This window comes from Microcoleus sp. MOSTC5, assembly GCF_036701825.1.
Lineage (GTDB): Bacteria > Cyanobacteriota > Cyanobacteriia > Cyanobacteriales > Microcoleaceae > Microcoleus > Microcoleus asticus.
The window spans coordinates 1-26,242 of record NZ_JAUBRK010000054.1 but is presented as its reverse complement, the minus strand read 5'-3'; the positions used below and the strand labels follow the sequence as shown (position 1 = coordinate 26,242).

26 protein-coding genes and 1 tRNA gene are annotated in these 26,242 nt (G+C 45.3%); 13 read left to right on the top strand and 14 right to left on the bottom strand.

The genetic code is table 11. The features are described from left to right. Positions 1-49 precede the first annotated feature (49 nt). Positions 50-196 carry a hypothetical protein gene (locus QUA54_RS25265; protein ID WP_172192973.1) on the top strand — a complete coding sequence of 49 codons (147 nt, stop codon included), beginning with the start codon at positions 50-52 and terminating at the stop codon, positions 194-196. A 303-nt stretch (positions 197-499) separates the two neighbouring features. Here QUA54_RS25265 and QUA54_RS25260 read toward each other — a convergent pair whose 3' ends face one another. Then, positions 500-2,419 (bottom strand): hypothetical protein, encoded by a 1,920-nt coding sequence (locus QUA54_RS25260; protein ID WP_333416802.1) that lies wholly within the window; start codon positions 2,417-2,419, stop codon positions 500-502. 37 nt (positions 2,420-2,456) lie between these two features. Continuing rightward, positions 2,457-3,800 (bottom strand): glycosyltransferase family 4 protein, encoded by a 1,344-nt coding sequence (locus QUA54_RS25255; RefSeq protein ID WP_333416801.1) that lies wholly within the window; start codon positions 3,798-3,800, stop codon positions 2,457-2,459. Positions 3,801-3,876: 76 nt separating this feature from the next. Here QUA54_RS25255 and QUA54_RS25250 point away from each other — a divergent pair, with 76 nt between their 5' ends. Then, entirely contained in the window at positions 3,877-4,347 is a 471-nt protein-coding gene (locus QUA54_RS25250) for a tetratricopeptide repeat protein (RefSeq protein ID WP_172192967.1), read from the top strand. A gap of 224 nt (positions 4,348-4,571) precedes the next feature. Further along, positions 4,572-5,528, top strand: a complete 957-nt coding sequence (locus tag QUA54_RS25245; RefSeq protein WP_333416799.1) for a glycosyltransferase — start codon at positions 4,572-4,574, stop codon at positions 5,526-5,528. 232 nt (positions 5,529-5,760) lie between these two features. Here QUA54_RS25245 and QUA54_RS25240 read toward each other — a convergent pair whose 3' ends face one another. Further along, positions 5,761-6,267 (bottom strand): DinB family protein, encoded by a 507-nt coding sequence (locus QUA54_RS25240; RefSeq protein ID WP_333416798.1) that lies wholly within the window; start codon positions 6,265-6,267, stop codon positions 5,761-5,763. A 53-nt stretch (positions 6,268-6,320) separates the two neighbouring features. Continuing rightward, a complete protein-coding gene (locus tag QUA54_RS25235; protein ID WP_333416796.1) occupies positions 6,321-6,602 on the bottom strand; it encodes an antibiotic biosynthesis monooxygenase in 282 nt (93 codons plus the stop codon). Positions 6,603-6,808: 206 nt separating this feature from the next. Here QUA54_RS25235 and QUA54_RS25230 point away from each other — a divergent pair, with 206 nt between their 5' ends. Continuing rightward, positions 6,809-7,495 carry a diacylglycerol/polyprenol kinase family protein gene (locus QUA54_RS25230; RefSeq protein ID WP_333416795.1) on the top strand — a complete coding sequence of 229 codons (687 nt, stop codon included), beginning with the start codon at positions 6,809-6,811 and terminating at the stop codon, positions 7,493-7,495. A 206-nt stretch (positions 7,496-7,701) separates the two neighbouring features. On the opposite strand, the gene QUA54_RS25225 is transcribed toward QUA54_RS25230, so the two are convergent. After that, positions 7,702-7,851, bottom strand: a complete 150-nt coding sequence (locus tag QUA54_RS25225) for an isochorismate synthase (RefSeq protein ID WP_333340951.1) — start codon at positions 7,849-7,851, stop codon at positions 7,702-7,704. Between the two features lie 501 nt (positions 7,852-8,352). Between QUA54_RS25225 and QUA54_RS25220 the strand changes: the two genes are divergently transcribed. The 7 genes from QUA54_RS25220 to crn3 all read left to right on the top strand — a co-directional run bounded on the left by QUA54_RS25220 (position 8,353) and on the right by crn3 (position 14,681). Beyond that, positions 8,353-9,777, top strand: coding sequence for a nicotinate phosphoribosyltransferase (locus QUA54_RS25220; protein ID WP_333416793.1), 1,425 nt, complete (start codon positions 8,353-8,355; stop codon positions 9,775-9,777). A 97-nt stretch (positions 9,778-9,874) separates the two neighbouring features. Beyond that, positions 9,875-10,474, top strand: a complete 600-nt coding sequence (locus QUA54_RS25215; RefSeq protein WP_333416791.1) for a nicotinate-nucleotide adenylyltransferase — start codon at positions 9,875-9,877, stop codon at positions 10,472-10,474. Further along, a complete protein-coding gene (locus tag QUA54_RS25210) occupies positions 10,435-11,184 on the top strand; it encodes an NrtR DNA-binding winged helix domain-containing protein (protein ID WP_333416789.1) in 750 nt (249 codons plus the stop codon). The genes QUA54_RS25215 and QUA54_RS25210 overlap by 40 nt, the downstream gene beginning before the upstream one ends. 70 nt (positions 11,185-11,254) lie before the next feature. Further along, a complete protein-coding gene (locus QUA54_RS25205) occupies positions 11,255-11,548 on the top strand; it encodes an isochorismate lyase (protein ID WP_333300919.1) in 294 nt (97 codons plus the stop codon). Positions 11,549-11,637: 89 nt separating this feature from the next. Beyond that, positions 11,638-13,368 carry an NAD+ synthase gene (locus QUA54_RS25200; protein ID WP_333416787.1) on the top strand — a complete coding sequence of 577 codons (1,731 nt, stop codon included), beginning with the start codon at positions 11,638-11,640 and terminating at the stop codon, positions 13,366-13,368. Between the two features lie 7 nt (positions 13,369-13,375). Continuing rightward, positions 13,376-14,305, top strand: coding sequence for a DUF192 domain-containing protein (locus tag QUA54_RS25195; RefSeq protein WP_333416785.1), 930 nt, complete (start codon positions 13,376-13,378; stop codon positions 14,303-14,305). A gap of 43 nt (positions 14,306-14,348) precedes the next feature. Then, positions 14,349-14,681, top strand: coding sequence for a CRISPR-associated ring nuclease Crn3/Csx3 (gene crn3 / locus QUA54_RS25190; RefSeq protein ID WP_172191597.1), 333 nt, complete (start codon positions 14,349-14,351; stop codon positions 14,679-14,681). Positions 14,682-15,253: 572 nt separating this feature from the next. Here crn3 and QUA54_RS25185 read toward each other — a convergent pair. The 6 genes from QUA54_RS25185 to ndhL all read right to left on the bottom strand — a co-directional run bounded on the left by QUA54_RS25185 (position 15,254) and on the right by ndhL (position 21,904). Continuing rightward, entirely contained in the window at positions 15,254-17,653 is a 2,400-nt protein-coding gene (locus tag QUA54_RS25185; protein ID WP_333416783.1) for an ATP-binding protein, read from the bottom strand. Positions 17,654-17,749: 96 nt separating this feature from the next. Next, positions 17,750-18,193 (bottom strand): hypothetical protein, encoded by a 444-nt coding sequence (locus QUA54_RS25180; RefSeq protein ID WP_333416781.1) that lies wholly within the window; start codon positions 18,191-18,193, stop codon positions 17,750-17,752. A 688-nt stretch (positions 18,194-18,881) separates the two neighbouring features. Further along, a complete protein-coding gene (locus QUA54_RS25175; RefSeq protein WP_333416779.1) occupies positions 18,882-19,529 on the bottom strand; it encodes a DUF6658 family protein in 648 nt (215 codons plus the stop codon). Between the two features lie 680 nt (positions 19,530-20,209). Next, the gene (gene trpA / locus QUA54_RS25170; protein WP_333187643.1) at positions 20,210-21,007 is read right to left on the bottom strand and encodes a tryptophan synthase subunit alpha; all 798 of its coding nucleotides are present in this window, start codon (positions 21,005-21,007) and stop codon (positions 20,210-20,212) included. Positions 21,008-21,382: 375 nt separating this feature from the next. Then, the gene (locus QUA54_RS25165; RefSeq protein ID WP_172191607.1) at positions 21,383-21,688 is read right to left on the bottom strand and encodes a DUF3007 family protein; all 306 of its coding nucleotides are present in this window, start codon (positions 21,686-21,688) and stop codon (positions 21,383-21,385) included. After that, positions 21,689-21,904, bottom strand: coding sequence for an NAD(P)H-quinone oxidoreductase subunit L (gene ndhL, locus QUA54_RS25160; protein ID WP_172191609.1), 216 nt, complete (start codon positions 21,902-21,904; stop codon positions 21,689-21,691). It abuts the gene before it with no gap. 198 nt (positions 21,905-22,102) lie between these two features. On the opposite strand from ndhL, the gene QUA54_RS25155 reads away from it, so the two are divergent. Then, positions 22,103-22,187: transfer RNA gene (locus QUA54_RS25155), tRNA-Leu, on the top strand. A 170-nt stretch (positions 22,188-22,357) separates the two neighbouring features. On the opposite strand, the gene QUA54_RS25150 is transcribed toward QUA54_RS25155, so the two are convergent. Further along, the gene (locus tag QUA54_RS25150; protein WP_333198703.1) at positions 22,358-22,531 is read right to left on the bottom strand and encodes a hypothetical protein; all 174 of its coding nucleotides are present in this window, start codon (positions 22,529-22,531) and stop codon (positions 22,358-22,360) included. Continuing rightward, the gene (locus QUA54_RS25145) at positions 22,521-24,296 is read right to left on the bottom strand and encodes an ATP-binding protein (protein ID WP_333416778.1); all 1,776 of its coding nucleotides are present in this window, start codon (positions 24,294-24,296) and stop codon (positions 22,521-22,523) included. Before QUA54_RS25145 ends, QUA54_RS25150 begins: the two co-directional genes overlap by 11 nt. Before the next feature lie 1,038 nt (positions 24,297-25,334). Between QUA54_RS25145 and QUA54_RS25140 the strand changes: the two genes are divergently transcribed. Next, on the top strand, positions 25,335-25,658 hold the full coding sequence (locus tag QUA54_RS25140) for a transposase (RefSeq protein WP_333416776.1): 324 nt from the start codon (positions 25,335-25,337) through the stop codon (positions 25,656-25,658). Between the two features lie 42 nt (positions 25,659-25,700). Here QUA54_RS25140 and QUA54_RS34565 read toward each other — a convergent pair whose 3' ends face one another. Beyond that, complete coding sequence (locus tag QUA54_RS34565; protein ID WP_445301588.1) at positions 25,701-26,126, bottom strand: transposase; 426 nt, start codon at positions 26,124-26,126, stop codon at positions 25,701-25,703. Positions 26,127-26,242: the final 116 nt, after the last annotated feature.

The following is a 26,242-nucleotide window of genomic DNA, read 5'->3' as shown; positions in this document are numbered from 1 at the left end:
CTCATCGTTTGCGATCGACTATTAACAATTTTTGGACGAGGAAAAAAGAATGGAGACTACAGCACAGAAAAAAGCCCAACCTCAGCCTGTTGAGGAAGTGAAAATTAACAATATCAACAGTTTGGAGTTTGAGCTTTGGGCTAAAGCCGTGAAACGGCAGATGATTGCAGCACTCTCTAAAAAGGGCGCGATTTGACATCTCTGGGGTTTTTTTGCGCAAGTTGTGTTAATTAAATTAACAAAATTTTTGTCTGCATTGTTGTCCGAGAGCGATAACAGGGAGGGGAAGAGTTTTGAGATTGCGCCTCTTTCGGAGTTGCGGGAGGCGGAGAAGAAAGCATTTTCCTTCTTTCTAGTTTTGGACGCATGGGTGGCAGGAAACCGGGTTTTTTTACGAAAATACTTCTGTTGCAATCGGCAGAAACGGTAAAAAAACCCGGTTTCTTGGTGTCGAGAGTGGGTTCGGGGCTGTTTTCTCTGCCGAATGCTTTCTGCCAGATCACGATCGCTTGTCAACCGCCGCCAGCAAGCGCAGACTTCCGTCTTGAATCTGCACTGCTTTCACCGTTCCCACAGCAACTCTTTGTTGACCGTTAGCCATCGCTACCTCAATCTTAATCTTGGGGTCAGCCTGCAAGCCCAGCCGCCCCCAGAGCCACTTGACTTGAGTAGCAGGAAAAGAGCGCACTTCTACATCTGAAAAGGGCGAATTAACCCAACGGCTACCGTCGTAAAAACTCGCTACTTGCACCTGATACCAAACTTGTTCTCCCGCCAATTTTAACTCGTTGTTCGGTTCTGGTTCCAGCCACTCAGCGGGATTGACACTGCTAATTAAAGTGGCAGAACCCATAATTTGACTTTTGTGGTCTTCTAGATTTTCAGCCTGAGAAACTGCTTCCTCAAGTTTGTTGACCAAATTCCGAATTCGACTTCTTGTTTCGCTGTCAGTATCTGATTGCTGGTCGAGCCAATTCATCGCCTCGCGAGTTCCGTCTTGAGACGCTACAATCAGGGCGCCCCAAGCCTTGACATCGGCGTCAGCGGCATTCACTCTCAAGGCGGCGTCTATGCGGTTCCAGATCCGCCCGCCGTCATTTTTGAGGGTTGTGGCAATTTCGTGACTGTTGCTCGGATCGGCTTCAAATACTTGCAAAGCTTCGCTCCAGCGGCCGTCGATCAATTCTGCGAGAACTTGTTGACCGGGACTGGCCCAAGATGCGATCGCCTGAGCCCGAGTAATTTTAGCGTGAAATTCGATCGTTTCTAGCTGAGCTTGCGCGACAGCGGGCCAATTTTTGCCTGCTTTCCCCTTCGCCACACGCATGACATTTAATGCTGGAGACCACAGCCCGCTTTTGGCAAGTCGCAGCCCGTTTTTGTAAGTCTCGTCATTGAAGGCAAACTCTTCTAAAGAAATCGCCGTTAACTGAACTGGGTTCGGCAAAAATTTGCGCGGGCCAATTTGATAAAGGGTAAATTGCGGCTCTAAACCAACTGTTTGGTCGATCGCCAACTGCGGATTTGAACCCTTAACAATTTGCTGCCAATTCGGCGGTTGTCCGGCCGCACTCGCCCAATCCAACAGCGAGATTAAATGATTTTGGCTGGGGTTGTAGCGAACGACTTGTCCGTAGGGAATTTTCTTGTCGCCCCGCATTAGTTTACCGCTGACATTAAACCAAATGCCCGAGGCGGGGGGCTTTCCGTCAAAGCGGCGCAGTTCTGTTAGGGGTAACGACTGATTGGAGGCTTGATTGTCAGATGTAGAGTCAGCTAAAGAAGCAATGACAAAAGATTCCGCAGGGCCTTCTACATTCACAGAACTTGCTAGCTGAAAATACTGCTCTTTATCGGAACTGCGATCGGCAAACTGCACCCGCTTGTACACCCGAAGTTCGACAATTTGACGGCAAGGATTTTTGCAAACAGTAGAAGCCTTAACAGTTCTTTCTACCATCACCGGCAATAGCAAATCGGAAATATAGTTATCGCCGGATTGAGCGACGGGAAGCGGGAGGGGTTCTCCGGTTACGAATCCCAATTTGCGGACGCTGGCTTTGATTTGATCGAGAGTTTGGATGGAATCTCTGCTACCTGTAGGCAGACGCGACCATTCCGGCACAAACTGAGAGATCAACTTGTTACCGTTGGGATCGACAATTAGCTGATAACTCAGCCAAGCGCCGCCTCCCATCAAAGCTGCACAGCCACACAAGACGCTGAGGGCTGTCAAATTAGCTACCAGTCTTTTCCAGGGATATCTGGCGCGAGTTCGGGGAGTAGGTATTGGAATCTGGGACTCTTTAAGATTTTTGGGGCGCCTGGTTTGGCGGCGGCGTCTTGTCGGAGGAGGAGCAACTTTGCTATTTTCTGGGGGTTTGGCTCGATTTTTTGAGGGGTTAATTTTGTGTTCCATCGTCCCATTTTAGAATTTAGATTTTAGAATTTAGAGTTTAAAATTGCAATAGCCGATCGTACTGCCGACCTATGATATCCCAGGTGTAGTGGCTTTCAACCAGCGATCGCGCACTGGCAGAGATATCCTGTCTTAGCTGCTGATTTTCAAACAAACTCGTAATCGCCTCAACATACTCCTGAACTTTGTTGGCCCGCAAGGCCCTTATCAGTTGTGGGCCGCCATCGACGGCTAAACCCTCCAAACCTCGATCGCTAGCAACCACGGGGGTTCCCGCCGCCATCGCCTCCAAAGTTTTATTTTTAATTCCAAAACCAATCCGCATCGGCACCACACAAACAGCAACCTGATGCAAATATTCTGCCACCCTTTGCACCCGGCCTACTACTTGAATTCCCGGAAGTTTCCCCAAGGCGAGCACTTCCGGGACTGGCGAAGCCCCTACTAAGGTGAGGGTAGCATCGGGATAGCGCTGCTGCAAAGGCGGCAGTATTTGCAAACTCAGAAACCTCGCCGCGTCAATATTGGGCAAATTGTTCATTGCGCCTGCAAAAATTAAGGTGTGTCCTCCCGGATCGATCGACCGATACGGAAATTGAGTTAAATCCACGCCGTTAGGAATTACATCAATGGGAGGTACAAAAAAATCTTGTTTTCCTCGCACCCGAACCGGAGGCGAAAGCAATTCTAGGAGTTGCTCTCTGTCTGTGGATGTTGTCGCGACAAGGCGGGAAAATTTGGAACAGTAGCGTTTTTCGTAGCGGGCGAGTAGCGGTAAATTCAGTCGCTCGCGCAGGGGTTTTTCGGAGGTGCCGGTTGCTAACATTTCCCTGCAAGTTCCCCAAACGGAACTGTGAATGTTTGCCACTGTCAGCACTTTTTGCCGCCATTCTGGACGCACGTAAATCTCGTTAACGCTGTGTTCGCAGGTGACAGCATCGCATTTGCCTGCTGTTACCAATTCGTCTGCCCAATTCTGCATTGCTTGCGAGTAGCTTGAGAGTACGTTGGGAGGTGTTCCCGACTGCAAAAATCTACTGAATCTCTGGAACTTTCCTATTATTTCAGAGAACCCCCCCTCAGTCCCCCCCTTAATAAGGGGGGGAGGAAAGAAGCCCTCCTCAAGCCCCTGGTGCAGAGTTAGCCCCCCTTTGACAAGGGGGGGTTGGGGGGGTAATCGCGGGTTGGGAAAAACTGCCAATTCTGCAACTTGCTGGCGCAATGCGTCGATTTGTGAGTCGGTGACATCGGGCGATCGCACAGTGCCGAGAATTACGTCATGCCGCTGGCTCAAGTATTGCAATAAATTAAACGTCCTTACCTGAGTTCCTCCGCGGCTTGGCGGATAGGGAAAAGTCGAGGAAAGCATCAAAATCTTCATGGGATGTGGGATAAATAAAGTTGCCGCTTGCGCGATAAAATTGATTGATAAAACCTTTTTAACAATCCTCGCACCTATGGACGAATTATCTGTCAAGGCGCTGCTCGAAGACTTGAAAAAGCCCGATGAAAGCGTGCGCGATCGGGCAACTACAGAACTCTGGCGCACTTGGTTTAACCAGAAGGGTGAGTATGGGATGCAAATTCTCAGGCGATCGCAACTTTCGATAGATGCAGGCGATGTTCCCCAAGCTTTGGATTTGCTGACACAACTGATCTCCGAAGCACCTGATTTTGCTGAAGCTTGGAACCGGCGCGCCGTACTTCACTATACCCAAGGAAATTATATAAAGTCGATCCAGGACTGCGAAACCGTCCTCAAACTGAACCCGGTTCATTTTGGAGCGCTGCACGGTCTGGGTTTGTGCTACGCTGCCTTGGGAGAATACATAAATGCTATTCAAGCTTTTCGCCGCGCTTTGGAAATTCAACCCTTTGCTTTGGTGAATCAAAAGTTAATTCTTGAATGTACAGCTCGTTTGAGTTAAAATCAACTGTGGAGAGAAGGAAGAAGGAAGAAGGAAGAAGGAAGAAGGAAGAAGGAAGAAGGAGGAAGTAAGAAGTAAGAAGGAAGAAGTAAGAAGGGTTTAGTTATCTAGGAGAGAAGGGTTTAGTTATCTAGGAGATATTAAAAATACAATAAAATCAATGATTGTCTTCATTTGTCCGCAATCTAAAATCTAAAATCTAAAATCTAAAATGGTCTAAGTTAGTGCCGAAAATTAGCGTTTGCATTCCTACTTGCAATCGAGTGCATCTGCTGGCTTGTGCGATCGCCAGCGTGCTAGATCAAACTTATACAGATTTTGAATTAATTGTCTGCGATGACGGCTCAACTGACAGCACTCCGCTGTTAATGTCGGAATTTGTCGATCGCGGGATTCGCTACATTCGCCACCCGCAGAATATCGGCAAGAGTAATAATATGCGATCGGGCTTTGCGGCAGCAAGGGGCGAATATTTTATCAAGTTTGACGATGACGATCGCCTGAGCGCGCAATTTCTAGAGCGCACATCTGCTATTTTAGATAAAGACCCCAGCATCGATTTTGTCAGTACCGATCACTGGGTGATCGACATTAACAATTATATTGACGAAAATCAGACGAAACTCAATTCGCAGCGGTGGGGCCGCACTGAGTTGTCGGCTGGAATTATTGAAGATTTGCTCTCCACAGTTTTTGTGAGACAAAGTTTGCAAATAGGGGCAACTTTGTTTCGCCGCCGCGCACTGGAAGAAGTGGGATTTCTGCGGCCGAATTGGCAAAATTGCGAAGATAACGATTTGTTTGTCAGACTTGCGATTGCGGGCAAAAAATGCTATTACTTGCCTGAGCTGTTGATGGAGTATCGAGTTCATGCAGGACAGCAAGGAGTCGATCGGGCAATTCCGTATTTGAGTGATAAATTGCGCTATTTGACCGGCTACGAATTTGATTCCGAGAAGTTGGAAACAGTCAGGCTCAAAAGGATTGCCGAAACTCAATTAGCGCTGGGTTTGCGGCTGATTGAGGTTGGTGAAACTGCAAAAGGGCGCCTGATGGTGCGATCTGGAAAGTCAGTTTCTGAGGCGAAAATGTGGGCGGGTTTGGGATTGTCGCTGCTGCCCGTCGAGTTGCGTCCAAGGGCTTTTGCGGCTGTACGAAAGTTGTTGAAACGGGAGTTGTGAAAGCGTAGGATTTCGACAGAATATTCGGCGGTTGAAACCGCACCTATACATAGAAAACCCGCAAGGCAAGAGTTGAAGAGTCGGCGGTTAAAATCACGTTTATACAGACAAAATCCACCTCAACAGGTTTAAATTATTGATTTTATTCAGTCTCCCTCTGCTGGAACCAGAGGCAAGTGTAGAGCAGGTTTTAACCGCCCAGTTTTCTGGCGTGTCGTTTTACAAGCAGAAATTATCCGAATGATATAGTGGGTAGCCACGGAATATCTGTAACGCCTGAGTCGTAGCCAAGTTGTTTGAGCAGTGTGGTAATTTGTCCTCTATGGTGAGTTTGATGATTGAACATATGTGTCACCAGAATCCAAGTTGGTAGCACGCGGCATTTACCATCTACATTGCTTGTGTACTCAAACGGTTGACTCAACCAGTCAGAATTAAGGTTTGTAGACCATTCTATAATTTGCCGATCCATTATCTCCCGTTCCGCTCTCAAAACATCAAAATCAGCATACAGTTCTTGACCGATAACAGTTACCGAAAATGGCTGAAGAGTGAAACGACCCATCCATGCTTTGTCACCATACAGTAAGTGATTCAAAGTGCCATGAATAGACTTAAAAAAGGCACCCATATCCTGTTTGCGCTGTTCATCAGGAATTGCCGAGCAGACAGAATATATTTTTTGATTCATCCAGCAATTGTACTCAGCCATTAGCTGGTAGTAGCTACCGTCGTACATACTCAAAACTTAACCACATAGTTTGAACAACTTACATTATACAAATAGGTCTTTTACAATACTCCTGAGTCTAATTGGTCTAGATAAATAAACTCAGGAGCTTTAACTCCCGCTTCCTCTCTAATTTTAACCAGTCTAGGCGACTCAAAAAACGCCCTAGCATCTGCGATTGATGTCCACGCGGAGAAATGAACAATTTTGTTTGGTTCATTGTGATACTTCAAGACTTGATAGGAGCGCTCGCCAGCTTCTTTTCGGATGCTTTCAGCATTATCAAATACCTGTTTCCAAGCTTCATAGTTTTCTACTTCATGAATAATTAAGACATACTGCATAGTAATCAGATTCTCTGAGCCTCTCAAAACTTCAAACGACTAATTTGATTAGACTAACTCACTTTATCTCCAAAGCCGAGCACAGGAGAGCGAGTAAATTATACCGTAGTGACGGTAGAAAATCCTGCCAACACCGAACAGAGCGATCGCGCTTTCCACTAAAGTAGTAAACAGTGCCTGATGTAAATAAGTTTTTCCTAAATATCGTGTCTATATTTGCTGAAGTTCCGACTGTGTGGCTGCAAATTTCCCTCGTGGGAGTCTGGCTGGGCTTGATTTTACTGGTAGCTGAGGGCTTAAATCGCTTTACTTCTGTCGATGCTGAGGTATCGCGGAAGGTGGTGCACATCGGTACTGGGAACGTGATTTTGCTGGCGTGGTGGCTGGAAATACCCGGTTGGGTGGGGATTTCGGCGGGAATTTTAGCAGGTGCGATCGCCTTAATTTCCTACCAAGTTCCGATTTTGCCCAGTCTTAACAGTATCAACCGGAAGAGTATGGGGACTTTTTTCTATGCTGTTAGTATCAGCGTTCTCGTAGCTTGGTTTTGGCCGCTGGAACGTCAGGAATACGCTGCTTTGGGCATTTTAGTGATGACTTGGGGCGACGGATTGGCTGCTGTCATCGGTCAGAAATACGGCAAACATATTTATCGAGTTTGGGGAATGCAGAAGAGTTGGGAAGGTTCTGCAACTATGTATTTGGTGAGTTTTGCTGTTAGCAGTTTGATTTTGCTGGCGGTTCAAGGCAATATTTGGCAAACTTTGGCGGTGTCTGCCGTTGTGGCTTTGGTTGCTGCTAGTTTAGAATCGGTTTCTAAGTGGGGAATTGACAATTTGACAGTGCCGATCAGCAGTGCTGCGATCGCCTTTTTTCTGAATCAGTTTTTGTAAATTGGGTATTGGAATTGGGCATTTTTAGCCGTTGCTCACTTTGTTGCAAAACCCCAGCTAAACAAAGTTTAGCTGGGGCAAATTGAAGAATTTTAAAAGCGATGGCATAAATTGCCATTCTTGTTAAAGTTATTTGAGGCGATCGGTTTTTCTCACTTCAACAGAATGCCTTTGCCTGCATCGCTATAAAATCCCCGATCGGCTGCTCATCTTTCCCGTTTAGAGCCTTTAGATGGCGTACCTTCAAAAGGCTGAACGCCACTGTTGGGATAATCGTCATCGCTCCGTCTAAATATCCGCGAGGCTCCTTCCGAAACGTAACGCATTGCGTTTACAACAGATTTATAAAGATTCATAAAATCCGCCTCTCTTCTGTGGCTTGGGATACTTTATAGATTACTCTTATTTTTTGCCTTTGAACTACTTTAGCAATATTTATTTGAATTACTTATTAGTCTGCAACATAGAAGCCAACTGAAAGTTTTAGGAATTACGCATTTTTGGGCGATCGACCTTTTGCTGGTAGATTTTTCCTTGCTCAACTCATGCAGTGGCGATCGCACTCCCAACGGTGAGAAACCGGGTTTTCTAACTCTGTTCGAGGGCTGCAACCAGATATTTTCGTAAAAAACCTGGAACGCTTGAGTGTTTGTGGTTAATTCCTGAGTTTGTTTAATCAGGTGTTTTTATGGATTCTACCATAATATTCATGCCTCAAGCCACCTAAAATATGATACTCAGCGCCGTAATCAAGGAATTATTCAGATAAATATCTGCAATCTTTATCAAAAATTTACAAAAAGATATGGTATTAGTCACTATAATTAAAACAAAGAAATTTGTTCGGGGTTTTTCTTATGAAAACTACCACTGAGAGCCTGCACCTCAAAAATTTTGAAGAAATCCAAGAAGATCGAGAACTGACGGTTTCCTCAGCAGATTACAGCCTTTTAACCGATCTCTACCAGCTAACGATGGCGGCCTGTTACGTTGGGGAAGGACTCGACGGGCGGGCTGCGAGTTTTGAGTTGTTCGCGCGCAGGCTGCCAGAGGGTTTTGGCTACGCGATCGCCATGGGCTTGGCTCAAGTTATCGACTATCTGGAGAAATTTCGGTTTTCTCCGGCGCAAATAGAGGCTTTGCAGTCCACTGGCATTTTTGCAGGTGCCCCGGAGCGATTTTGGACTCTACTCGCCACAGCCCGCTTTACGGGCGATGTTTGGGCGGTGCCGGAGGGGACGGCGGTGTTTGCCAACGAGCCGCTGCTGCGCATTGAGGCTCCTCTGTGGCAGGCTCAGTTGGTGGAAACTTATTTGTTGAATGCCATAAATTATCAAACTTTGATTGCGACGCGGGCTGCACGGCTGCGGGATGTCGCGGGCCCGGATGCTAAGTTGCTGGAATTCGGGACGCGCAGGGCTTTTGGGCCTCAAGCTGCTGTGTGGGCGGCTAGGGCGGCTCTGGCTGCTGGGTTCGACGGAACTTCTAATGTTTTGGCTGCTTTGAAGTTGGGCCGCAAACCTGTAGGTACTATGGCTCATGCTTTGGTAATGGCTGTGGCGGCTCTAGAAGGTAGCGAAGAGGAGGCGTTTGCAGCTTTTCACCGCTGTTTTCCGGGGGCACCGCTGCTGATCGATACTTACGATACTGTGGCGGCGGCGCGGATGTTGGCCGATCGAGTAAATAGCGGTGAAATGCAGTTGGAAGGCGTGCGGCTGGATTCGGGCGATTTGGCGGTGCTGTCTCGGGAAGTTCGATCGATCCTTCCGGGCGTTCCAATTTTTGCTAGCGGCGATTTGGACGATCGAGAAATTGCTAAATTAAAAAGTAGCGGCGCTTGCATTGACGGTTACGGTTTGGGAACGAAGTTGGTGAGCGGTTCGCCTGTGAACGGTGTTTATAAGTTGGTGGAAATTGACGGAATTCCGGTGATGAAAGAGGCAAGCGGCAAGGTAACATATCCAGGAAGAAAGCAAATTTTTAGACATATTGAAAATGGGCAAATTCTCGGAGATTGTTTGGGATTGTCCGGGGAATTTATTCACAATTGCGATTCTCACTTACCATTAATGGAGTTGGTTGTCAAGGATGGGAAACGAGTGCAGAACCAGGAAAGTTTGGAGGAGATAGCCAAACGAACTGCTGCTTCTGTCGCCAGTCTTCGAGCCGAAACTCGGCAACTTGACAACCCGATTTCGCCGCCGGTGGAAATTTCTACAGATTTGCAGAGTCTCACTCAAAAAACGAAAAAGAGTCAATCGATTTTAGATTTTAGATTTTAGATTTTAGATTGAAGTCAGTAGTCAGCAGTCAGCAGTCAGCAGTCAACAGTCAACAGTCAACAGTCAACAGTCAACAATTCCCCATTACCAATTACCTATGCAGAAGATTGCTCTTTTTGGAACCAGTGCCGATCCGCCTACAGCGGGACACAAAACTATCCTGAATTGGCTTTCCCAAAATTTTGATTGGGTAGCAGTTTGGGCGTCGGACAATCCTTTTAAGTCGCACCAAACTTCTCTAGAACACCGATCGGCAATGCTGCTGTTAATCATTCAAGAAATTAATTCGCCGAGACACAATCTTTGCTTGCATCCAGAACTCAGCAGTCCGAGGACTGTGGAAACTGTGGAACAAGCAAGATTGCTGTGGCCGGATGCAGATTTGACGCTGGTAATAGGTTCGGACTTGGTGGGGCAACTGTCTCGCTGGTACAAATTTGAAGAATTGTTAAAACAAGTGGAGTTGCTGATAGTACCGCGACCGGGTTATCCGTCAGAACAATTAGATTTGTGGCAGTTGAGGCGGATGGGTGCAGAGGTGGCGATCGCATCTTTGAGTGCTCCCAATGTTTCTTCTACCTCCTATCGGGAAACAGGAGACAGGGAAGCTTTGACTCCGACCATCGAAGATTACATCAATAGGGAGCATTTGTACGCATGGCACGAGGCACAAAAAAGAGCGAAGGTTGCTCATTAGCTGACTTTAAAGTAGGAGTAGATAATGTTATTTTTTCCGTCGATGCCGTGCAGAACCGCTTGTTGGTGCTGTTGGTAATGCGGCAAGACGAACCGTTTATTGATTCTTGGAGTCTTCCCGGTACTTTGGTGCGGGACGGAGAGTCTCTTGAAAATGCGGCTTACCGGATTTTGTCTGAGAAAATTCGGGTGAAAAATCTGTATCTGGAGCAATTGTATACTTTCGGAGAACCGGGGCGCGATCCTCGGGAAATTACCAGGGGCGATCGCTATCTTTCGGTGAGTTATTTTGCTTTGGTTCGCTTTGAGGAAGCTGAGTTAATTGCTGGGAGTGTAGTGGCGGGTGTCGGCCACCGCGTCGGCGGCATTGCTTGGTATCCCGTGCAACAAGTTCCTAAGCTGGCTTTCGATCACAATCAAATTCTCGAATACGGATATCGGCGACTGCGCAACAAACTTGAATACAGTCCGGTAGCTTTTGAAGTTTTGCCGGAGCTTTTTACTTTGAGCGATTTGTATCAATTGTATACAACTATTTTGGGAGAAAGTTTTTCTGATTATTCTAATTTTAGATCTCGATTGTTAAAATTGGGTTTTTTGTGCGATACCGGTGTTAAGGTTTCGCGGGGGGCTGGCCGCCCTGCTAGTTTGTACCGCTTTGATGCGGCCGCTTTTGCTCCTTTCAAAAATAAGCCGCTGGTGTTTATCTAGCTGTTCCTTGGATGACATTCGGGGATCGATTGAGTAACATTAGAATAGAAGCTATTAAGGAGTGTCGGCGATGAAAGACCCTGATGAATGCGCTAATATTCACGAAGTTCGGGAGGAAATTGATATCATCGATCGAGAAGTGATCGACGCTTTGAGCAAGAGATTTAAATACGTCGTCGCGGCAGCAAGGTTCAAAACAAGTGAAGCTGGCGTTAGAGCGCCCGATCGCTTTCATGCTATGTTACAGCAGCGGCGCGAGTGGGCTTTAGAATCAGGTTTGAATCCTGATGTGGTTGAAAATATTTACCGGGATTTGGTAAATTATTATATTGACGAAGAATTGAAACATTACAAATCTGAGTAAAGTTTCCCTATATTCAAATCTAGGACTATAGGAAATCGAGTCCGCGCGGGCGGACTGTTAGCAATATTTATGGTAGTGATGCAGGTAATATGAAAATTGCGATCGCACAACTCAACCCTACTATTGGTGATATCTTTGGCAACTCCAACCTAATTCTGGAGGCGGCAAAAAAAGCGGAGGTTGAGGGCGCAAACTTATTGCTAACACCGGAACTTTCCCTGATCGGTTATCCGCCGCGCGATTTGTTGATCGATCCGAGTTTCATTGCAGCCGCAGGTGCACAGTTGCAGCAACTGGCGCAAGCTTTGCCGCCAGAGTTGGCAGTCATAGTCGGCACTGCCGTACCTAATGCTGATGGTGTTAAATTAGGCGGAAAACCATTGTTTAACAGCGCTGTTTTGTTGCAAAATGGCGCCGTCAAACAAGTTTTTCATAAACGCTTGTTGCCTACTTATGATGTATTTGATGAAGACAGATATTTTGAACCGGGAGAAAACAGCAATTACTTTACTATTGGCGAGCTGAAAATCGGCGTGACAATTTGTGAAGATTTATGGAACAATGAAGAGTTTTGGGGTAAACGCAGTTACGCGGGCGATCCTGTTTCCGATTTGGCAAAATTGGGCGTAGATTTAGTAGTGAATTTGTCGGCATCGCCTTACTGTGCCGGGAAGCGAAGAGTGCGATCGGCGATGTTGCAGCACAGCGTCATCCGCTGCGGAATACCGATTATTTACGCTAATCAAATAGGGGGAAATGACGATATTATTTTTGATGGCAGCAGTTTTGCTGTGAATCGAAAGGGTGATTTGATTCAGGTATTAGCTTCTTTTGAAACGGATTTTGCGGTGCTGGAATATGACGCAGCTAAACAAGATTTAGTGGGCAGCAATCAGCAAAATGCAGCAGGAATTGAGGCGGCGCAGTTGAGTTTTTATCCTGCCGAGGGAGATGCAGAAATTTGGGCGGCTTTGGTTTTGGGAGTGCGAGATTATGTCCGCAAGTGCGGTTTTTCTAAGGTTGTACTCGGTTTGAGCGGCGGGATAGATTCGGCTTTGGTGGCGGCGATCGCCAGTTGCGCGATCGGGCCCGAAAATGTTCTAGGGGTGTTGATGCCTTCTCCTTACAGTTCGGATCATTCGGTTAATGATGCTTTGGAATTAGCCCGAAATCTGGGCATCGCGATTGAACTATTGCCGATCGGCGATTTGATGAAAACTTACGATCGCACTCTCGCCAATTTGTTTGTGAATACAACTTTCGGGATTGCTGAGGAAAATATTCAATCGCGGATTCGAGGCAATCTGTTGATGGCAATTTCTAATAAGTTCGGACATTTGCTGCTTTCGACTGGTAATAAGTCGGAAATGGCGGTGGGTTACTGCACTCTCTACGGCGATATGAATGGGGGATTGGCGGTGATTTCTGATGTCCCGAAAACCCGCGTTTATTCGCTTTGTCGGTGGCTGAATTATGGGAGTGAGAAGATCAAAAATCAGGCAGATTTGGGAAAGGAAATTATTCCGGTTAATATTATTAGTAAAGCGCCTAGTGCTGAACTGAAACCAGGACAAATTGACCAAGATTCTTTGCCGGATTACGATGTTTTAGATGACATCTTACAGCGGTTGATTGAACATCACGAATCTGCCCAACAAATTATCGCTGCAGGACACGATGAAGCGGTGGTTAAACGTGTAGTAAAATTAGTCAGGCAAGCCGAGTTTAAACGGCGGCAAGCAGCCCCGGGTTTGAAAATTAGCGATCGAGCTTTTGGTACTGGTTGGCGGATGCCGATCGCCAAAGTTTCCTCTTATTAAACGCAAAATGGTTAACATCGACGGTACTTTCGGCTTCGATTTTCTCCTGGGAACTCTCAGCAACGACACGATTAGAGGATTTGCGGGTAATGATACTGTTCAAGGTTTGGGGGGAAACGACCGAGTTTTTGGCGATCGGGAAAATGACTTGCTAGCAGGAAATGAAGGCGCTGATACGCTGTCTGGCGGTCAGGGAAGCGATACAATCTATGGAGGACAAGACTCCGATTGGATGTTTGGCGATCGGGGTAACGATTTGCTAACAGGCGGCGAAGGCGGGGATATCTTGACAGGAGGCGCAGGCGATGATTTATTTGTGATTGAAAGAACCGCCGCCGCATCTACTATTACAGAAGCTGATATAATCACAGATTTTGGCAACGGCAATGATAAAATTGTCTTGACAGAAGGCATGAAGTTTAGCGATTTGGAGCTTGCTGTTTCCGAGAACCAAACTGTTATGAAAGATAAAAACTCAGGTAATTATTTAGGAGTTGTTTCGGGAAGCTATAATCTGACTGAATCAAACTTTATTTCGCTGTTTGGCGGAATAGATAGGGGTCAGCTTTTGCCAATTTCTGTTAACACAATCGTAGCCGATCGCGCGATCGGACTGGAAGTGGCGCAAACTCCCCAAGAACAAGCGACAGGTTTAATGTTTCGGACAGAATTGCCGGACGACAGGGGAATGTTTTTCCCGATCGAACCCGCGCGAAACGTGCGTTTTTGGATGAAAAACGTGTTGATTGAACTCGATATGGTTTTTCTGCGGGAAGGCGTAGTGCAGGCGATAATTCCTAACGTACCGCCGTGTTTGACCGAAACCTGCCCCAACTACGGCCCGGATGTTCCCGTTGACGGAGTTATTGAACTCAAAGGCGGAAGGGCGGCCCAATTGGGATTGAAAGTGGGCGATCGGATTCCCAATTTGCCCTAAAAGGTATATGATTTTATCGCAGCATTTAACTTTTTTGCATCCAATGAACCCTATTGAATTAAAAATAATCCCCAATCAAACTCAAGACGGTTTAGCTTACCAACATTTGCGCTTGCGGATTACAACTCAAGACGGTATTATCACACCCGATGATTTACAAGGTTTGAAACTTCCTCAAAATGTTCAATTCAGTCAAGGAATTGTCATTGAAGGTAGAGGAGCAATTTGGCTGTACGGGTATTTAGTGCACGAATGCCATCCTGCGGCTTGGGTTGGATGTTACGATCCCCGATTAGAAGGTGCGGTGGTAGTAGCGACGCACAAGCACGAGGTATCAGTTGGACAGGTATTAAAATTGAGTTTACCGAGTGATTAAATTAGATTGTGTTGGGTAAATTAACCGCAAGATTTGTAGGGGCGGGTTTTACCAACAATTTTTGATTCACATATCCACAATATTTATAAACCCGCCCTGTCCCTATGTAATTTTTATTTGTAATAACTCCTATGTTGCACGATTCTCAAGAACAGGCTTTCCGACCTGTTCCACAAAAATTCAATTTTCTGGTGGGGTGGGCATCCTGCGCGCCCTAAAAGGATTATTGAGAATGGTGCAAGATGTGAGTAATAACCTACTTAGTATCGCGCGATCGCCCAAAAAGCCTTTAAGTTTAACTATAACAACACTTCGGAGACTTTCAGGGTTCCCGTATGGGCGCTGATTCCCAGTTTATACGAATTTTTGCGTCTAGTAACGAGAAATATACGAAGAAACCCGTTTTCATCAGTCAGTATGCGTGCAGGACTAATACCCGCACTCGCCCACAAAGAAACATTTATAGGACTTGCGCAAGAGAGCAATTTTTACACTATTTGTGGAGGTAAGCTGTGCTTCGCACCCTACAGATAGTGTCTGTGCCTAAGTCCTGATTTAATTTTAATTAAAATTTATCCTTTGACAGGCAAAACGATCGCAAACTCAGTGCCAATTCCTAGATCCGCATTCACCTCGATACTTCCGCCATGCTTTTCTACCGCAATTTGGTGGACAATTGCCAACCCCAATCCAGTTCCTTTGCCGACACCTTTCGTCGTGAACAAATGGTCGAATATCTGCTGTTTCACTTCCTCTTTCATCCCGGTGCCGTTATCAGCAATTTTAATTTTAATGTGCGCTTCGCCCATTACATCAGTGCAAATTGTGATGCGGTTGGGATTGGCGGCAATTTCAGTAAAACTGCGTCCTAAATTTGACTCTTCTAAGGCATCGATCGCATTGGCAAGCAGGTTCATGAAAACTTGATTTAATTGACCGGGAAAACATTCGATTTTAGGAAGATTGCCGTATTTAGTCATCACTTCAATCTGCGGACGGTATTCGTTTGCTTTGAGGCGGTGTTTTAAAATTAAAATAGCGCTATTAATGCCTTCGTGAATATTAAAAGGAACTTTGTAGTCTTTGTCGCCTCGGGAGAAGGTACGCAAACTGGTGCTGATGCTGCAAATGCGATCGCACCCGACTTGCATTGAATCAATCATCTTCGGTAAATCTTCCAAAAGATAATCGAGGTCTATCTCTTCGGCGTGGTCTGCCATTTCCGATTTCGGTGCAGCGGAGCGATACAATTTTAAGTGTTCTATCACATCTTCTAAACTCCTTTTAGCTTCATTTAAATTGCCAGAAATAAACCCAATCGGATTGTTAATTTCGTGGGCGACTCCGGCGACTAAATTGCCTAAAGCAGACATTTTTTCATTTTGAACGAGTTGCAGTTGCGCTTGCTGTAAATCTTTTAAAGTTTCTTCGAGCTGTTGGTTTTGCTCTTGCAAAAGTTCCGCTGCTCGCTTGCGATCGGTCGCATCAACACCTAAACCAATAATCCCGATCGTCTCACCCTGGCAATTTTTTAGCTGCACTTTCGTGATTTCTAAGTAGTGTAGTTTGCCGTCAACAAATTTGAAAGTTTCGCTGGAGTAATGCGGCAAATCTTGAGCAAGGCAGGCGGCATCTGAAACCATACAGCCCGCTGCATCCTCCCCCATTAGATCTTTGTAATGATCGACAGCTAGGAAAGCGCTCACAGGCACGCCCATATTTTGAGAAAATGTCTCGTTCAAAAACTGTACTTTACCGCTGAGATTAACCATCCAAATCCAAATCGGAGCGACATCAATAATCGCTTGGAGCATTTGTTTTTGATCGGCAAGCTGAGCTTCGGTTCGGGTGAATTTTGCTAGCGATCGCTCTAATTGTTGGTTGTAATCCTGATATTTTTTATAAAGCAGAGCATTTTGCAAACAGATGGCTGCCTGGGAACACAGGAGATTGAGAAGTTGCAGGCGATCGCGGGTAAAAACTCCTGCGGTTAACCGATTTTCCAGATACAAAATGCCGACTAAGTTGCCTCGATCGAGAATCGGCCAACACAACGCGCTCTGCGGTTCGTATTTGAGGATGTATGAGTCGGAATCCCAATCACATTTTTGAGCGATGTCCCGCACAATCACAGGTTTTAACAAGTTTTTAACGCAGTCAACAATTTTGAGGGGCAAGATCTCGCTGTTTTCATCGACTGTTGCGGATGATAAGTCGATCGCCCGATCGACTCCATAATTGTCGATCGCGCTTGTAGCAGCGATTTCCCATTGATTGCCGTTTGGCAAAATCAGGACTGCTTTGTCCGATCCTGTATTTGTCATCGCCAGTTGCATCAGTTTGGCAATCAGTCGATCGAGCTGAATTTCACTAGAGAGGGCTTGACAAGCTTTTAGCAGACTTGAAAAATTTCCAAAATCTGAGACGCTAGCCGAAACAGACGGATGAATGGATGGATGAAGCGATTGATTTTGCCCAGCAGGTGTTGGAAAATTTGCTAATGGATTTGCAGAGAGTTTTGCGAGTTCTAAAATAGGTTTTAACAATTGAGGATAGCGTTTTTCTAAGTCGTCAACTTTGGCTTTCTCTCCCCAGCGGACATAGCAATCATAGGCATCTATCATGTAAACTCGCGCAAATTTTTCTCTTTCCAATGACAGGTAAAACTTAGCAGCTAGTTCGCAGGCAAGAGCTTCTTCATTCAGATATTCGTTAGCTTTAGCTCCGGTAATAGCTCGATCGTACAGTTCCATTGCTTCTGCTGTCTGGCCCAAAACGCGGAGCAATTCTGCCTCAACCAGATCGAACTTGTGCTGGTAATTGAGCGGGGTATGGTGCGCGAATTCTTTGAGTTTTTTCTGACTAGCCCCAACGCGCTTAAGGATTTGTTGGCGCTCCGCCGGTGTGACATCTGCATAGATTGCCAAATCTGCCAGCGCATCATAAAACTCGTGCATCATTGTTACTAGCATTTAAACACAATTCTCAAGATAAGGTTTGCATCCATTTTTCCTGTCTCGCGGCTTCGGAGCGATCGAATATATCCCGAATCCGTCGCCTCTTTTTGCTCAATTTGATCCTCCTAAATCGGGTCGGTAACAGTCAAGATTAATTCCCATATTGGGAGGTTTCATATATTTGTAAATAACTGGGCTTCGTTCGAGTTCGTTGAGAATGTCTGTTCGCTTGAGGACTATTTCGAGGGATGCAATTAACGGCGGCTGCTTTACTCGATCGTCTTCTCGGAATACCGCGCCGCCAAAAATTTCCGCGACAAAGACGTAACTGCGGGCGTAGGATTTTATACTGCGCGCAGCAATTGTGCGGGGAATATCGAGATTTTTGACCGTCGCCCGCCGGTTGCGAAACTGCAAGAGTTTGCTACAGCCGGGTTGCCGGTCAAGATGGCGCGCGCCCCGGACAGCCCTTCCAGAATTGGTGTACGATTGCGCGATCGGTTTAGATCCAGGCATTAGCGCAGTCAAATCTACTACATCTACTGTTCCGTCCATATCGGCTGACCTCAACTCCGACATTAGCTTGACAAAACTTAATGTATCTATATTAGGGCATAAACACCATAATTTTTGAGCGTCAGCTCTAAAATTATAATTATCTGTTAATGAACAATATTTTATACATTGGGGAGCGGGGTTGGAGGCTTTTACTTACGTATAAGTTTCTGCTGCTAATCTCAAATGCGGTTAAATAAACGCGAAAGACCGTATAAACACGGAAGTATGGTTTCTCTAAAAATACAACCTGTAATTAATTGAATTTAATAGAGATAGATCGACCCAAATTTCCGCTACGATATGGAAAAATTTTTAGCTTAAAAATTTAAAATAAAGTCTATACAAATAATAAAAAAATTGTCGTGAAATGAGTAGCACTTCAGTCCCGCCTAGAAAAAGACAAGACTGTTTTATTCTGCTGAAACCCGTCCTGCACTCTACTTCCGGGCTAATAGCCCTCGCAGGGGTTAAAACCGAAATCAAATAGTAATATGCAGTAATATGCAGTCGTCTTCAGAGGAATATACTTAGATTCCGACAGGGATTAAAACCCCTGTCGGAATCTAGCTTCCAGAGAAGGAAGCAGCGTTATTTGAGATTAGTCGATCGCGTCTGCCACTCGTTGAGTTCTGTCAATATCCCGATTCACTTTCTAGGAAATATTGTCCGAGGCATCTTCAGCGTTCTATCTTGCATCTCGTGCTGCATCATTGATATTTTCTTGGCCGCCGCTGGTGTTATATCTCAGAGACTCAGTACCCTCTGCTGCTCTTTCTTTTGCTCCCTGGGTAGCTTCTTTAACAATATCTTTTGCTCCCTTCAAGCCTTCGCGAGTGTTTTCTTTAAGATTAGCAAAGCCTTGTTTGGTTTTGTCACCAAAGTTATCAGCTTTCTGCTGAGCCGTGCGAGCATCGTCCTTGACCTTTTCACCAACTTGGTTGAGTTTGTCAGGCGCGTCGTCCCCTACCCGTCGCACGTTTTCGCCTACATTGTTGCTAGATTTGGTATCGATGCGGTGCTGCGCTTGCTCTTTGAGAAGCTGAGCTTTTGCTTCTGTTGTTGTCATCTTGTCGTTTCTGGGATCGACATCGGGGTAGTCGTTCATGCCGCCTTTGTATTCGGAAGTTATAGCCCCTGAAGGCACTTCTTCTCTAACTTTGTCGGCAGTTTTTGCGGCCATCACATCAGTTTTTCCGGCCGTCACATCAGTTTTTCCGGCCGTCACATCAGGGCGGCTGCAAGCCGTGCTCACTAATACTAAAATGCCAGCCAGAAACACTGTTAAAATTTGTACAGCTCGAATTTTTTTCAGAAATGCAGTTAGTGTCTTCATAAAAATGCTCCTTTCTATTGTGATATGCTCAAAGGCCTGGTGGCTTTGTACATGGCTAGCATTACAAAATTAGCCACTTAAACACTTTTTTAAGTATAGGAATAGAAACCCGAGCTTTTCATCTATCCCAAGTTACATTCCTCAAGTTATAGCAGAAGGAACAAGAAACAAGAAGGAACAAGGAAGCAATCGACCATTGTCAATCTGATACCAATTATTAAAAGTCGCAGTTCCCCGCGCCGGAGAAGGCATTGTGTCTATTTGTATCAACAATCGCCTGGAAACTTTGATAAATCTCGCTTTAACGCGAGGCAAGCTCCGCCTCGCATCCCCCTTAAGAAAGGCGACTGTGAGAGAGTGGACTGTTCTACCCTTAAGGATGGGGCGCTCGGGCGATCTGTGCCTAATCGTCAAACAGCATTCTGGCACTACATTTTGCCTTAAGTTGACAGGATGAAAGGCAATGCCATTCCATTTCCTTACTTGGCTGCGCGTTTGGTTTTCTGTGCGCGCACTACCTTGAGATGTTTGGCATTTTAAGCTCAAAAAAAACCTTCCGGTCAGGAACCAGAAGGCAGTGGATGTATGATCTCAAGTACAACAAGGTCTTTAATCGCAATTGTCGCGACACATCTCGATCGCACACATCTGTCTAATGGCTGAAAGTATGTGCACAGTTGCTAAACATTTTGAATGGCTGTTTTTAAACTCTTGCAGAATTCGCCTATCGCCTCTAAACCCTGTTCTGGAGTGCCTTCAGCCAAGCGTTTGACAAAAGCACTGCCAACAATTGCAGCGTCTGCACCCCATTCTTTGACTTGGCGAGCGTGTTCGGGTTTCGATATACCAAACCCCACGCCGATGGGTTTGTCGGTGATGCTGCGGAGTTCTTGCAGCAACTCTTTTGCTCGTGTTTCTAAGCCTTCGCGCACTCCCGTAACCCCCGTGACGCTGACCAAGTAAATAAATCCTTGAGACTCCCGAGCGATCGCTTCTATGCGACTTTTGGGACTTGTCGGAGCAACTAATAATGTTAGTTCAATCCCTAATTTGTTGGCAGGTTGGATGAGACTGTCGGCTTCTTCTAAGGGCAAGTCTGGTACAACCAATCCCTGAACTCCGGCACTTTTGATTTGCTGCAAAAAGGTTTCTATACCTCGGTACAAAATCGGGTTGTAGTATGTGAAGAGAATGATCGGCGATCGCAAATTTGGACTAACTTTCGCTACCATTTCCAGCACCGCATCTAACGTCGTTCCCCGCTGCAGGGCCCTAGTAGCGGCGGCTTGAATCACTGGCCCGTCAGCTAGCGGGTCAGAATAGGGAACGCCAAGCTCGATCGCATCTGCACCGTTATCATCCAAAATTTGCAGTGCTTTAGCCGTTGTCTCCAAGTCTGGGTCGCCAGCAGTAATAAAAGGAATCAATGCACATTGATGGTTCTTGCGCAACGTTTCAAAACAATTAGAAATAGTCATTAGTTATTAGTCATCAGTCATTGGTCATCAGTCATCATATGATGTCCGCTCGATCGACCGCAATCTAATTCGTTTGTAGTGAAGGCTTCAGTCCTCATAAAAGTCCGAGGACTTCAGTCCTCACTACAAACGTGATAACGGTTATTTTACCGGACGCGATATCAGCCATCAAATCAGTCCCCAGTCATTAGTGAGAGAGTTTATTACTAATGACTGAGTAGGCCATCGCAAAAAACAATCGTATCTTGTAGGGTGGGTTTGAGCCAGGAGCTATGATACAAAAGAGTTATCAAGTGCAAAACCCTCCATCCCCATCTAATGTTTATTTGTACCCAGCTACTTAATAACTAATGACTGAGGGCTAAGGACTATTGACTAATTATCTTTTTCCTGCTCTATTTCGGCTTGAAGTTTGGCTAATTCTTCAGGAGTGAGTTCATCGAGCCGCTTCTGCAAAACAGCTTCTTTGTACTCTTGCAGTTGCTGACTGTAGGTCATATTTTGAGTCAGTGCTCGAAATAAATAAGTCACCAGCCAGCCAATCAAGCCGGCGACCAAAAACAACTGACTCCAAATCCCTGCATTCATACTGTCGAGTCCGGCAAATTGCAGTAGCAAGTAGACAAACCCACCTGCTACAAAAAAGCCGAGACTGATTCCAATTACGTCAATACGTCGCATTTAGGCTTCTATCTGCCGCCGTTTGGGCCGAAAATTCAAAAAGGGAGCTAGGAGAAACATACCTGGGAAGAAGAAGAACATCAAGAAGTACATGAAGCCGCGCTCAAAAGAGGTAGCGACGTACCAGCGACTGTTTAGGTAAGCGTAGGTGGCTGCGGGTACTACCAGGAAGTAGGTTCCTGCCAAGACGGCGTAAAGCAGTAAGGTAATATACATAGATTTGCTTTAGGGGAATAATAACACGGGTAAGTCGGTTGACACGCTCCGCTAGCTGGTTAACTATTGTACCGCTTGGGGAGATTCAGCGCGACTTTTGGGAATTTTTTGATTAGGGGTTGCGTAAATTGGGGTTTTGGCTGTAGAATAAAAGGCTGTTGTTGTTAATGGCTCAAAACCACAGCAACTTGACCAAAGGGGGGCGTGGCGGAATGGTAGACGCTACGGACTTAAAATCCGTTGACCCGAAACGGTCGTGTGGGTTCAAGTCCCTCCGCCCCCATGAAATTCCATCATTTGTGATATCAATTCTGGTTGCACCGGAATGATTGTTGAGTGTTGAATGTTGATATCGTTTCCGGTTGCACGAGCGACATGATACCGAAAACGATATGATTCAACGGTTTCAGACTTATTGTCACCAATAGTTCTGTTTTTCGCTCAATTTTCGCGCTAATGGTTTTCTAGTATGTCCAAAAGCGCCTCTATATCTGCCAAGTTCGCCCCGGACTTTTTACGTCGGGCCTGCAATTGGTTGAGCAAGTCGTCTGGTTTTGGAAATTGGGCGACGGTGGGAACCGATTTTTTATTTTCATCCCGATCGCCCCGCGTGATATTAAGCAGCAACTGGCAAAGTAATCACAAATTCAGTGCCCTGTCCTATTTGAGAATTTACCTCAATTTTGCCTTGATGCTTGGCAACGATTTGACAGGAAATAGCCAATCCCAATCCAGTGCCTTTGCCGATCGACTTTGTAGTAAAAAATGGGTCAAATATCTGTTGGGCGCTGGCGGACGCAATTCCGGGCCCGTTATCCCGAATCTTGACGGTGACAGTATTGTCTGCAGTAACTTCCGTGCTAATCCAAATGGTTGGCGAATACCCTTTGTCTCCCTTTTTCACCTCCTCCAACGCATCTATTGCATTGCCGATCACGTTCATAAATACTTGATTTAGTTGGGCTGGATAGCACTCAAGCGCAGGCAACTTGCCGTATTGTTTAATAACTTGGATACCTTGTTTGAGCCGATGATTGAGAATTACGAGGGTGCTATCAATTCCTTCGTGAATGTCGGCTGATTTCATTTTTCCGTCGTCCGATCGCGAAAAGTTGCGCATGGATAGGACAATTTCGCGAATGCGATCGGCTCCCATTTTGATCGAAGAGAGGGTTTTTGGTAAATCTTCTCTGAGAAATTCGAGTTCAATGTCTTCGATGCGCTCTAGAATGGCATCTGGTGGGTTTGGATAGGATTGTTGATAGAGAGTTACCAAACCTGCCAAATCTTCGATGTATTGGTTGGCATAATCAATGTTGCCGCCGATGAAGTTGACGGGATTGTTGATTTCGTGGGCTATCCCTGCAACCATTTGGCCGAGAGACGACATTTTTTCGGTCTGAATTAATTGGGATTGAGTTTGTTTGAGTTCTTTTGTATACTCGCTAACTCGCTGAATCAATTGATTGAAAGAGGCTGCTAAAACTCCGATTTCGTCTTGGGTTGTGACTGGTACTTGCAGGTTAAAATTCGATTCGCGAGCAACTTGCTGAGCGACATCAGTAACGGTTTCGAGGGGTTGAGCGATCGCGCGGCTGGTTTTGTCCGCCAGCGCAACGGCGATGAGCGCTGAAATTAGCATACTCCCGAGAATAATTCGGTTGCGCAAACCTTCAGCTTCTTCTAATGCTTTAGTTCCTTGCTGCTTGTGAATTTCTAGAGTAAAAATTAGCTTGGTTAAACTCTGAGCAAGGTTATCTAGTACGATCGCCTCTTGACCGCTGCTAGTCCTCAACATTTGTAGCTGTGCGGACTCGATGCTGTTGGGCGGCAAATTCCCAGCTTCCGCTTCTTTTAACTGCAATTTAATTAGCTGACCGTAGTAATCAATGACGAGGGCAGATTTCTGCAAGAGAGCCTGCAATGCTGCCTCTTGTGTTGCTAGTCTCTTGGGATGTTCTCGTGCAAAAGATTCACTTTCTGAAATCAGGATTTTTGCCTGATTGATTTGCCCAAAAAACCGATCTTTTTCGTATTTCAGCGCCACAGTGTTTCCCAAAACGACTGGCAATCTCGCCGCGTGCGATCGGGCTTCAAATACGGTATTTTGCAAATTTTGCAGCAGTTGCTGCTGCTGTTGAGCAACATTTACCTGAACTAAAGCTTGCTTGCGAAAGTAGTCTCCCAATCTCAGTCCCGCACCAGTTCCCAAAATCGCTATGCTGATAGCTAAAGCATAGCCATAGCTAATTTTTTGGCCGATTCGCAAATGGTTGCATTCTGCCTTTAGCCCAGTTATATTAATAGTTGAAGTTTGTAACAAATGTTTTTGAGCATAGTGCTTTTGTTGTACCTTGCTATTTTTTGACTTATTGTGGGTTAATAATAACATTGGAAGTTCCTCCCAAACAAATCAGGAGTAATTGAGCGAATAAAAGCAGAATGCACTTATGCGGAAGGTCGAAAGCAGTTTTGAGTGTTTAATTTTGAATTTTGAAATCTTTTACTCAAAACTCAACGCTTCCCCTAGTATCTCTGTTTTTAGACTAGAGTGTTTGTGATCTCTATCAACAATCTATGTGACTATACGCAGATTTACAAAACTTATGATAACAGCGATTAGTATTTTTAGTCAGTTGGGACACAAAGCCCAACTACCGGTTCTCCCCGTTTTTCTTTTTCTGCCAGTTCTATGTTCAATTCCAGCACTTTTGCTAAAATATTGTCGCTGGTGCGATTCGTTTAGTCAAGCGCGACCCGATCAGCGGATTCCAGGTGTATGAAGTACAGTAGCAGCAGCTTGTAAACCAGTTTTTAAAGTGCTGTGGATTAACCAAATAAGCGTGCCGTAGCTAGTAAAATATCTACCATCTTGGTAGTAGTGGGCGAAAACTTACGTAAAAAAGCTTTGAGTTGTGACCACCATAATTCGATCGGATTAAAGTCAGGAGAATAGGGTGAGACAGCCGATTCCATGTATATATGATACACTGTATTTAGTACATAAGCGAAAAAAATGAAACCTTATTAGATCGAGTTGCGCGATCAAATAGTTAAAATCTATGAACAAGGTGATACATCAATTAGGAAAGTAGCCGCCAGATTTGATGTGAGTAAAGGGTTTGTTAAAAAAAATTTAAAACAAAAACAAACGACTGGTCGCGTTCAACCCAGAAAACAGGGTGGAAGCCTCAAAAGTGTGTTAAACTCGCGCCGGAATGAATTGACCCAGATGGTAGAAAAATATCCGGATAGCACGCTGTCAGAACCCAAGTGAATATTGGCGTTTGACCTACAACGAAGCTGTCAGCTTTAGCATGATGTGTCGTGAACTACAAAAACAAAATTTGACGCGAAAAAAAAGACCGTACGCAGTAGTCAGTCGGCTACTGAAAGAGTGCAAATTCTCAGGGGTGAATATTGGGAGAAAGTGAAAAATATTCACCCTGACAACCTCGTTTTTTTGGATGAAATAGGCGTTTTATTGGGGTTGACACGAACCCGCACACGTTCTAGAGATGGTAGTAGAGTCTATGATTTAAAACCATTTTATCGGGGTGCAAAAGTAACAGTTATTGGAGCAATAAACTTAAAAAAAGTAGTAGGATTAATGACGCTGAATGGGTCGATGGATAGTCAGGCATTTGCAGTTTTTGTAGAACAATGTTTAGTGCCAAACTTAGGGAAAGGTGCAGTGGTTGTTATGGATAATATACCAGCTCATAAGTTGACGGTGATTGAACCATTGATTTAAGCGGCTGGTGCCACTGTCCTAAATTTACAGCACTTTCCGATGCTATGAGGTACAGTAGCAGCAATGAGTGAACCAATGTTTTAAATGGTGAGGATTCATCAAACTCAAGGCAACTGCTATGATCCTATCAATCATCTCTGGGGTTTTGGGAGAAAAAAATCGCAAAAAAGATTTAAGCTGCGACCACCACATTTCAATCGGATTAAAATCTGGAGAGTAAGGGGATAAACAAATAACCCTTGCACCTACGCTTTCAATCATTGACTCGATTGAGCTGAGTTTATGGGCGGGTAAGTTATCCATTACTACTACCGCTCCGGGCCACAATTGAGGGCATAAAAACTTCTCAATAAATACAGTAAAGGCTGAACTGTCCATTGAGTCATTCAGGGTCATTACTGCCAGGACTTTCGTCAGACTAATTGCGCCAATGACTGTGACTTTTGCTCCTCGATAAAAGGGTTTGATTCCTCAAATTGGAGTTTAGACTAAGCACAAATTGACCCAGCTAATGCTGAGGGGAAAAAATGGTTGATCAGATGGTTGATCGCAGAGAGATGGAGAGGTTAACTTGTGAATTTTGA

Coding starts and splice junctions, on each gene's coding strand:
- QUA54_RS25265 (WP_172192973.1), top strand. CDS start 50: ATGGAGACTACAGCACAGAAAAAAGCCCAACCTCAGCCTGTTGAGGAA.
- QUA54_RS25260 (WP_333416802.1), bottom strand. CDS start 2,419: ATGGAACACAAAATTAACCCCTCAAAAAATCGAGCCAAACCCCCAGAA.
- QUA54_RS25255 (WP_333416801.1), bottom strand. CDS start 3,800: ATGAAGATTTTGATGCTTTCCTCGACTTTTCCCTATCCGCCAAGCCGC.
- QUA54_RS25250 (WP_172192967.1), top strand. CDS start 3,877: ATGGACGAATTATCTGTCAAGGCGCTGCTCGAAGACTTGAAAAAGCCC.
- QUA54_RS25240 (WP_333416798.1), bottom strand. CDS start 6,267: ATGTACGACGGTAGCTACTACCAGCTAATGGCTGAGTACAATTGCTGG.
- QUA54_RS25235 (WP_333416796.1), bottom strand. CDS start 6,602: ATGCAGTATGTCTTAATTATTCATGAAGTAGAAAACTATGAAGCTTGG.
- QUA54_RS25225 (WP_333340951.1), bottom strand. CDS start 7,851: ATGAATCTTTATAAATCTGTTGTAAACGCAATGCGTTACGTTTCGGAA.
- QUA54_RS25220 (WP_333416793.1), top strand. CDS start 8,353: ATGAAAACTACCACTGAGAGCCTGCACCTCAAAAATTTTGAAGAAATC.
- QUA54_RS25215 (WP_333416791.1), top strand. CDS start 9,875: ATGCAGAAGATTGCTCTTTTTGGAACCAGTGCCGATCCGCCTACAGCG.
- QUA54_RS25210 (WP_333416789.1), top strand. CDS start 10,435: ATGGCACGAGGCACAAAAAAGAGCGAAGGTTGCTCATTAGCTGACTTT.
- QUA54_RS25205 (WP_333300919.1), top strand. CDS start 11,255: ATGAAAGACCCTGATGAATGCGCTAATATTCACGAAGTTCGGGAGGAA.
- QUA54_RS25200 (WP_333416787.1), top strand. CDS start 11,638: ATGAAAATTGCGATCGCACAACTCAACCCTACTATTGGTGATATCTTT.
- QUA54_RS25195 (WP_333416785.1), top strand. CDS start 13,376: ATGGTTAACATCGACGGTACTTTCGGCTTCGATTTTCTCCTGGGAACT.
- crn3 (WP_172191597.1), top strand. CDS start 14,349: ATGAACCCTATTGAATTAAAAATAATCCCCAATCAAACTCAAGACGGT.
- QUA54_RS25185 (WP_333416783.1), bottom strand. CDS start 17,653: ATGCTAGTAACAATGATGCACGAGTTTTATGATGCGCTGGCAGATTTG.
- QUA54_RS25180 (WP_333416781.1), bottom strand. CDS start 18,193: ATGGACGGAACAGTAGATGTAGTAGATTTGACTGCGCTAATGCCTGGA.
- QUA54_RS25175 (WP_333416779.1), bottom strand. CDS start 19,529: ATGAAGACACTAACTGCATTTCTGAAAAAAATTCGAGCTGTACAAATT.
- trpA (WP_333187643.1), bottom strand. CDS start 21,007: ATGACTATTTCTAATTGTTTTGAAACGTTGCGCAAGAACCATCAATGT.
- QUA54_RS25165 (WP_172191607.1), bottom strand. CDS start 21,688: ATGCGACGTATTGACGTAATTGGAATCAGTCTCGGCTTTTTTGTAGCA.
- ndhL (WP_172191609.1), bottom strand. CDS start 21,904: ATGTATATTACCTTACTGCTTTACGCCGTCTTGGCAGGAACCTACTTC.
- QUA54_RS25145 (WP_333416778.1), bottom strand. CDS start 24,296: ATGTTATTATTAACCCACAATAAGTCAAAAAATAGCAAGGTACAACAA.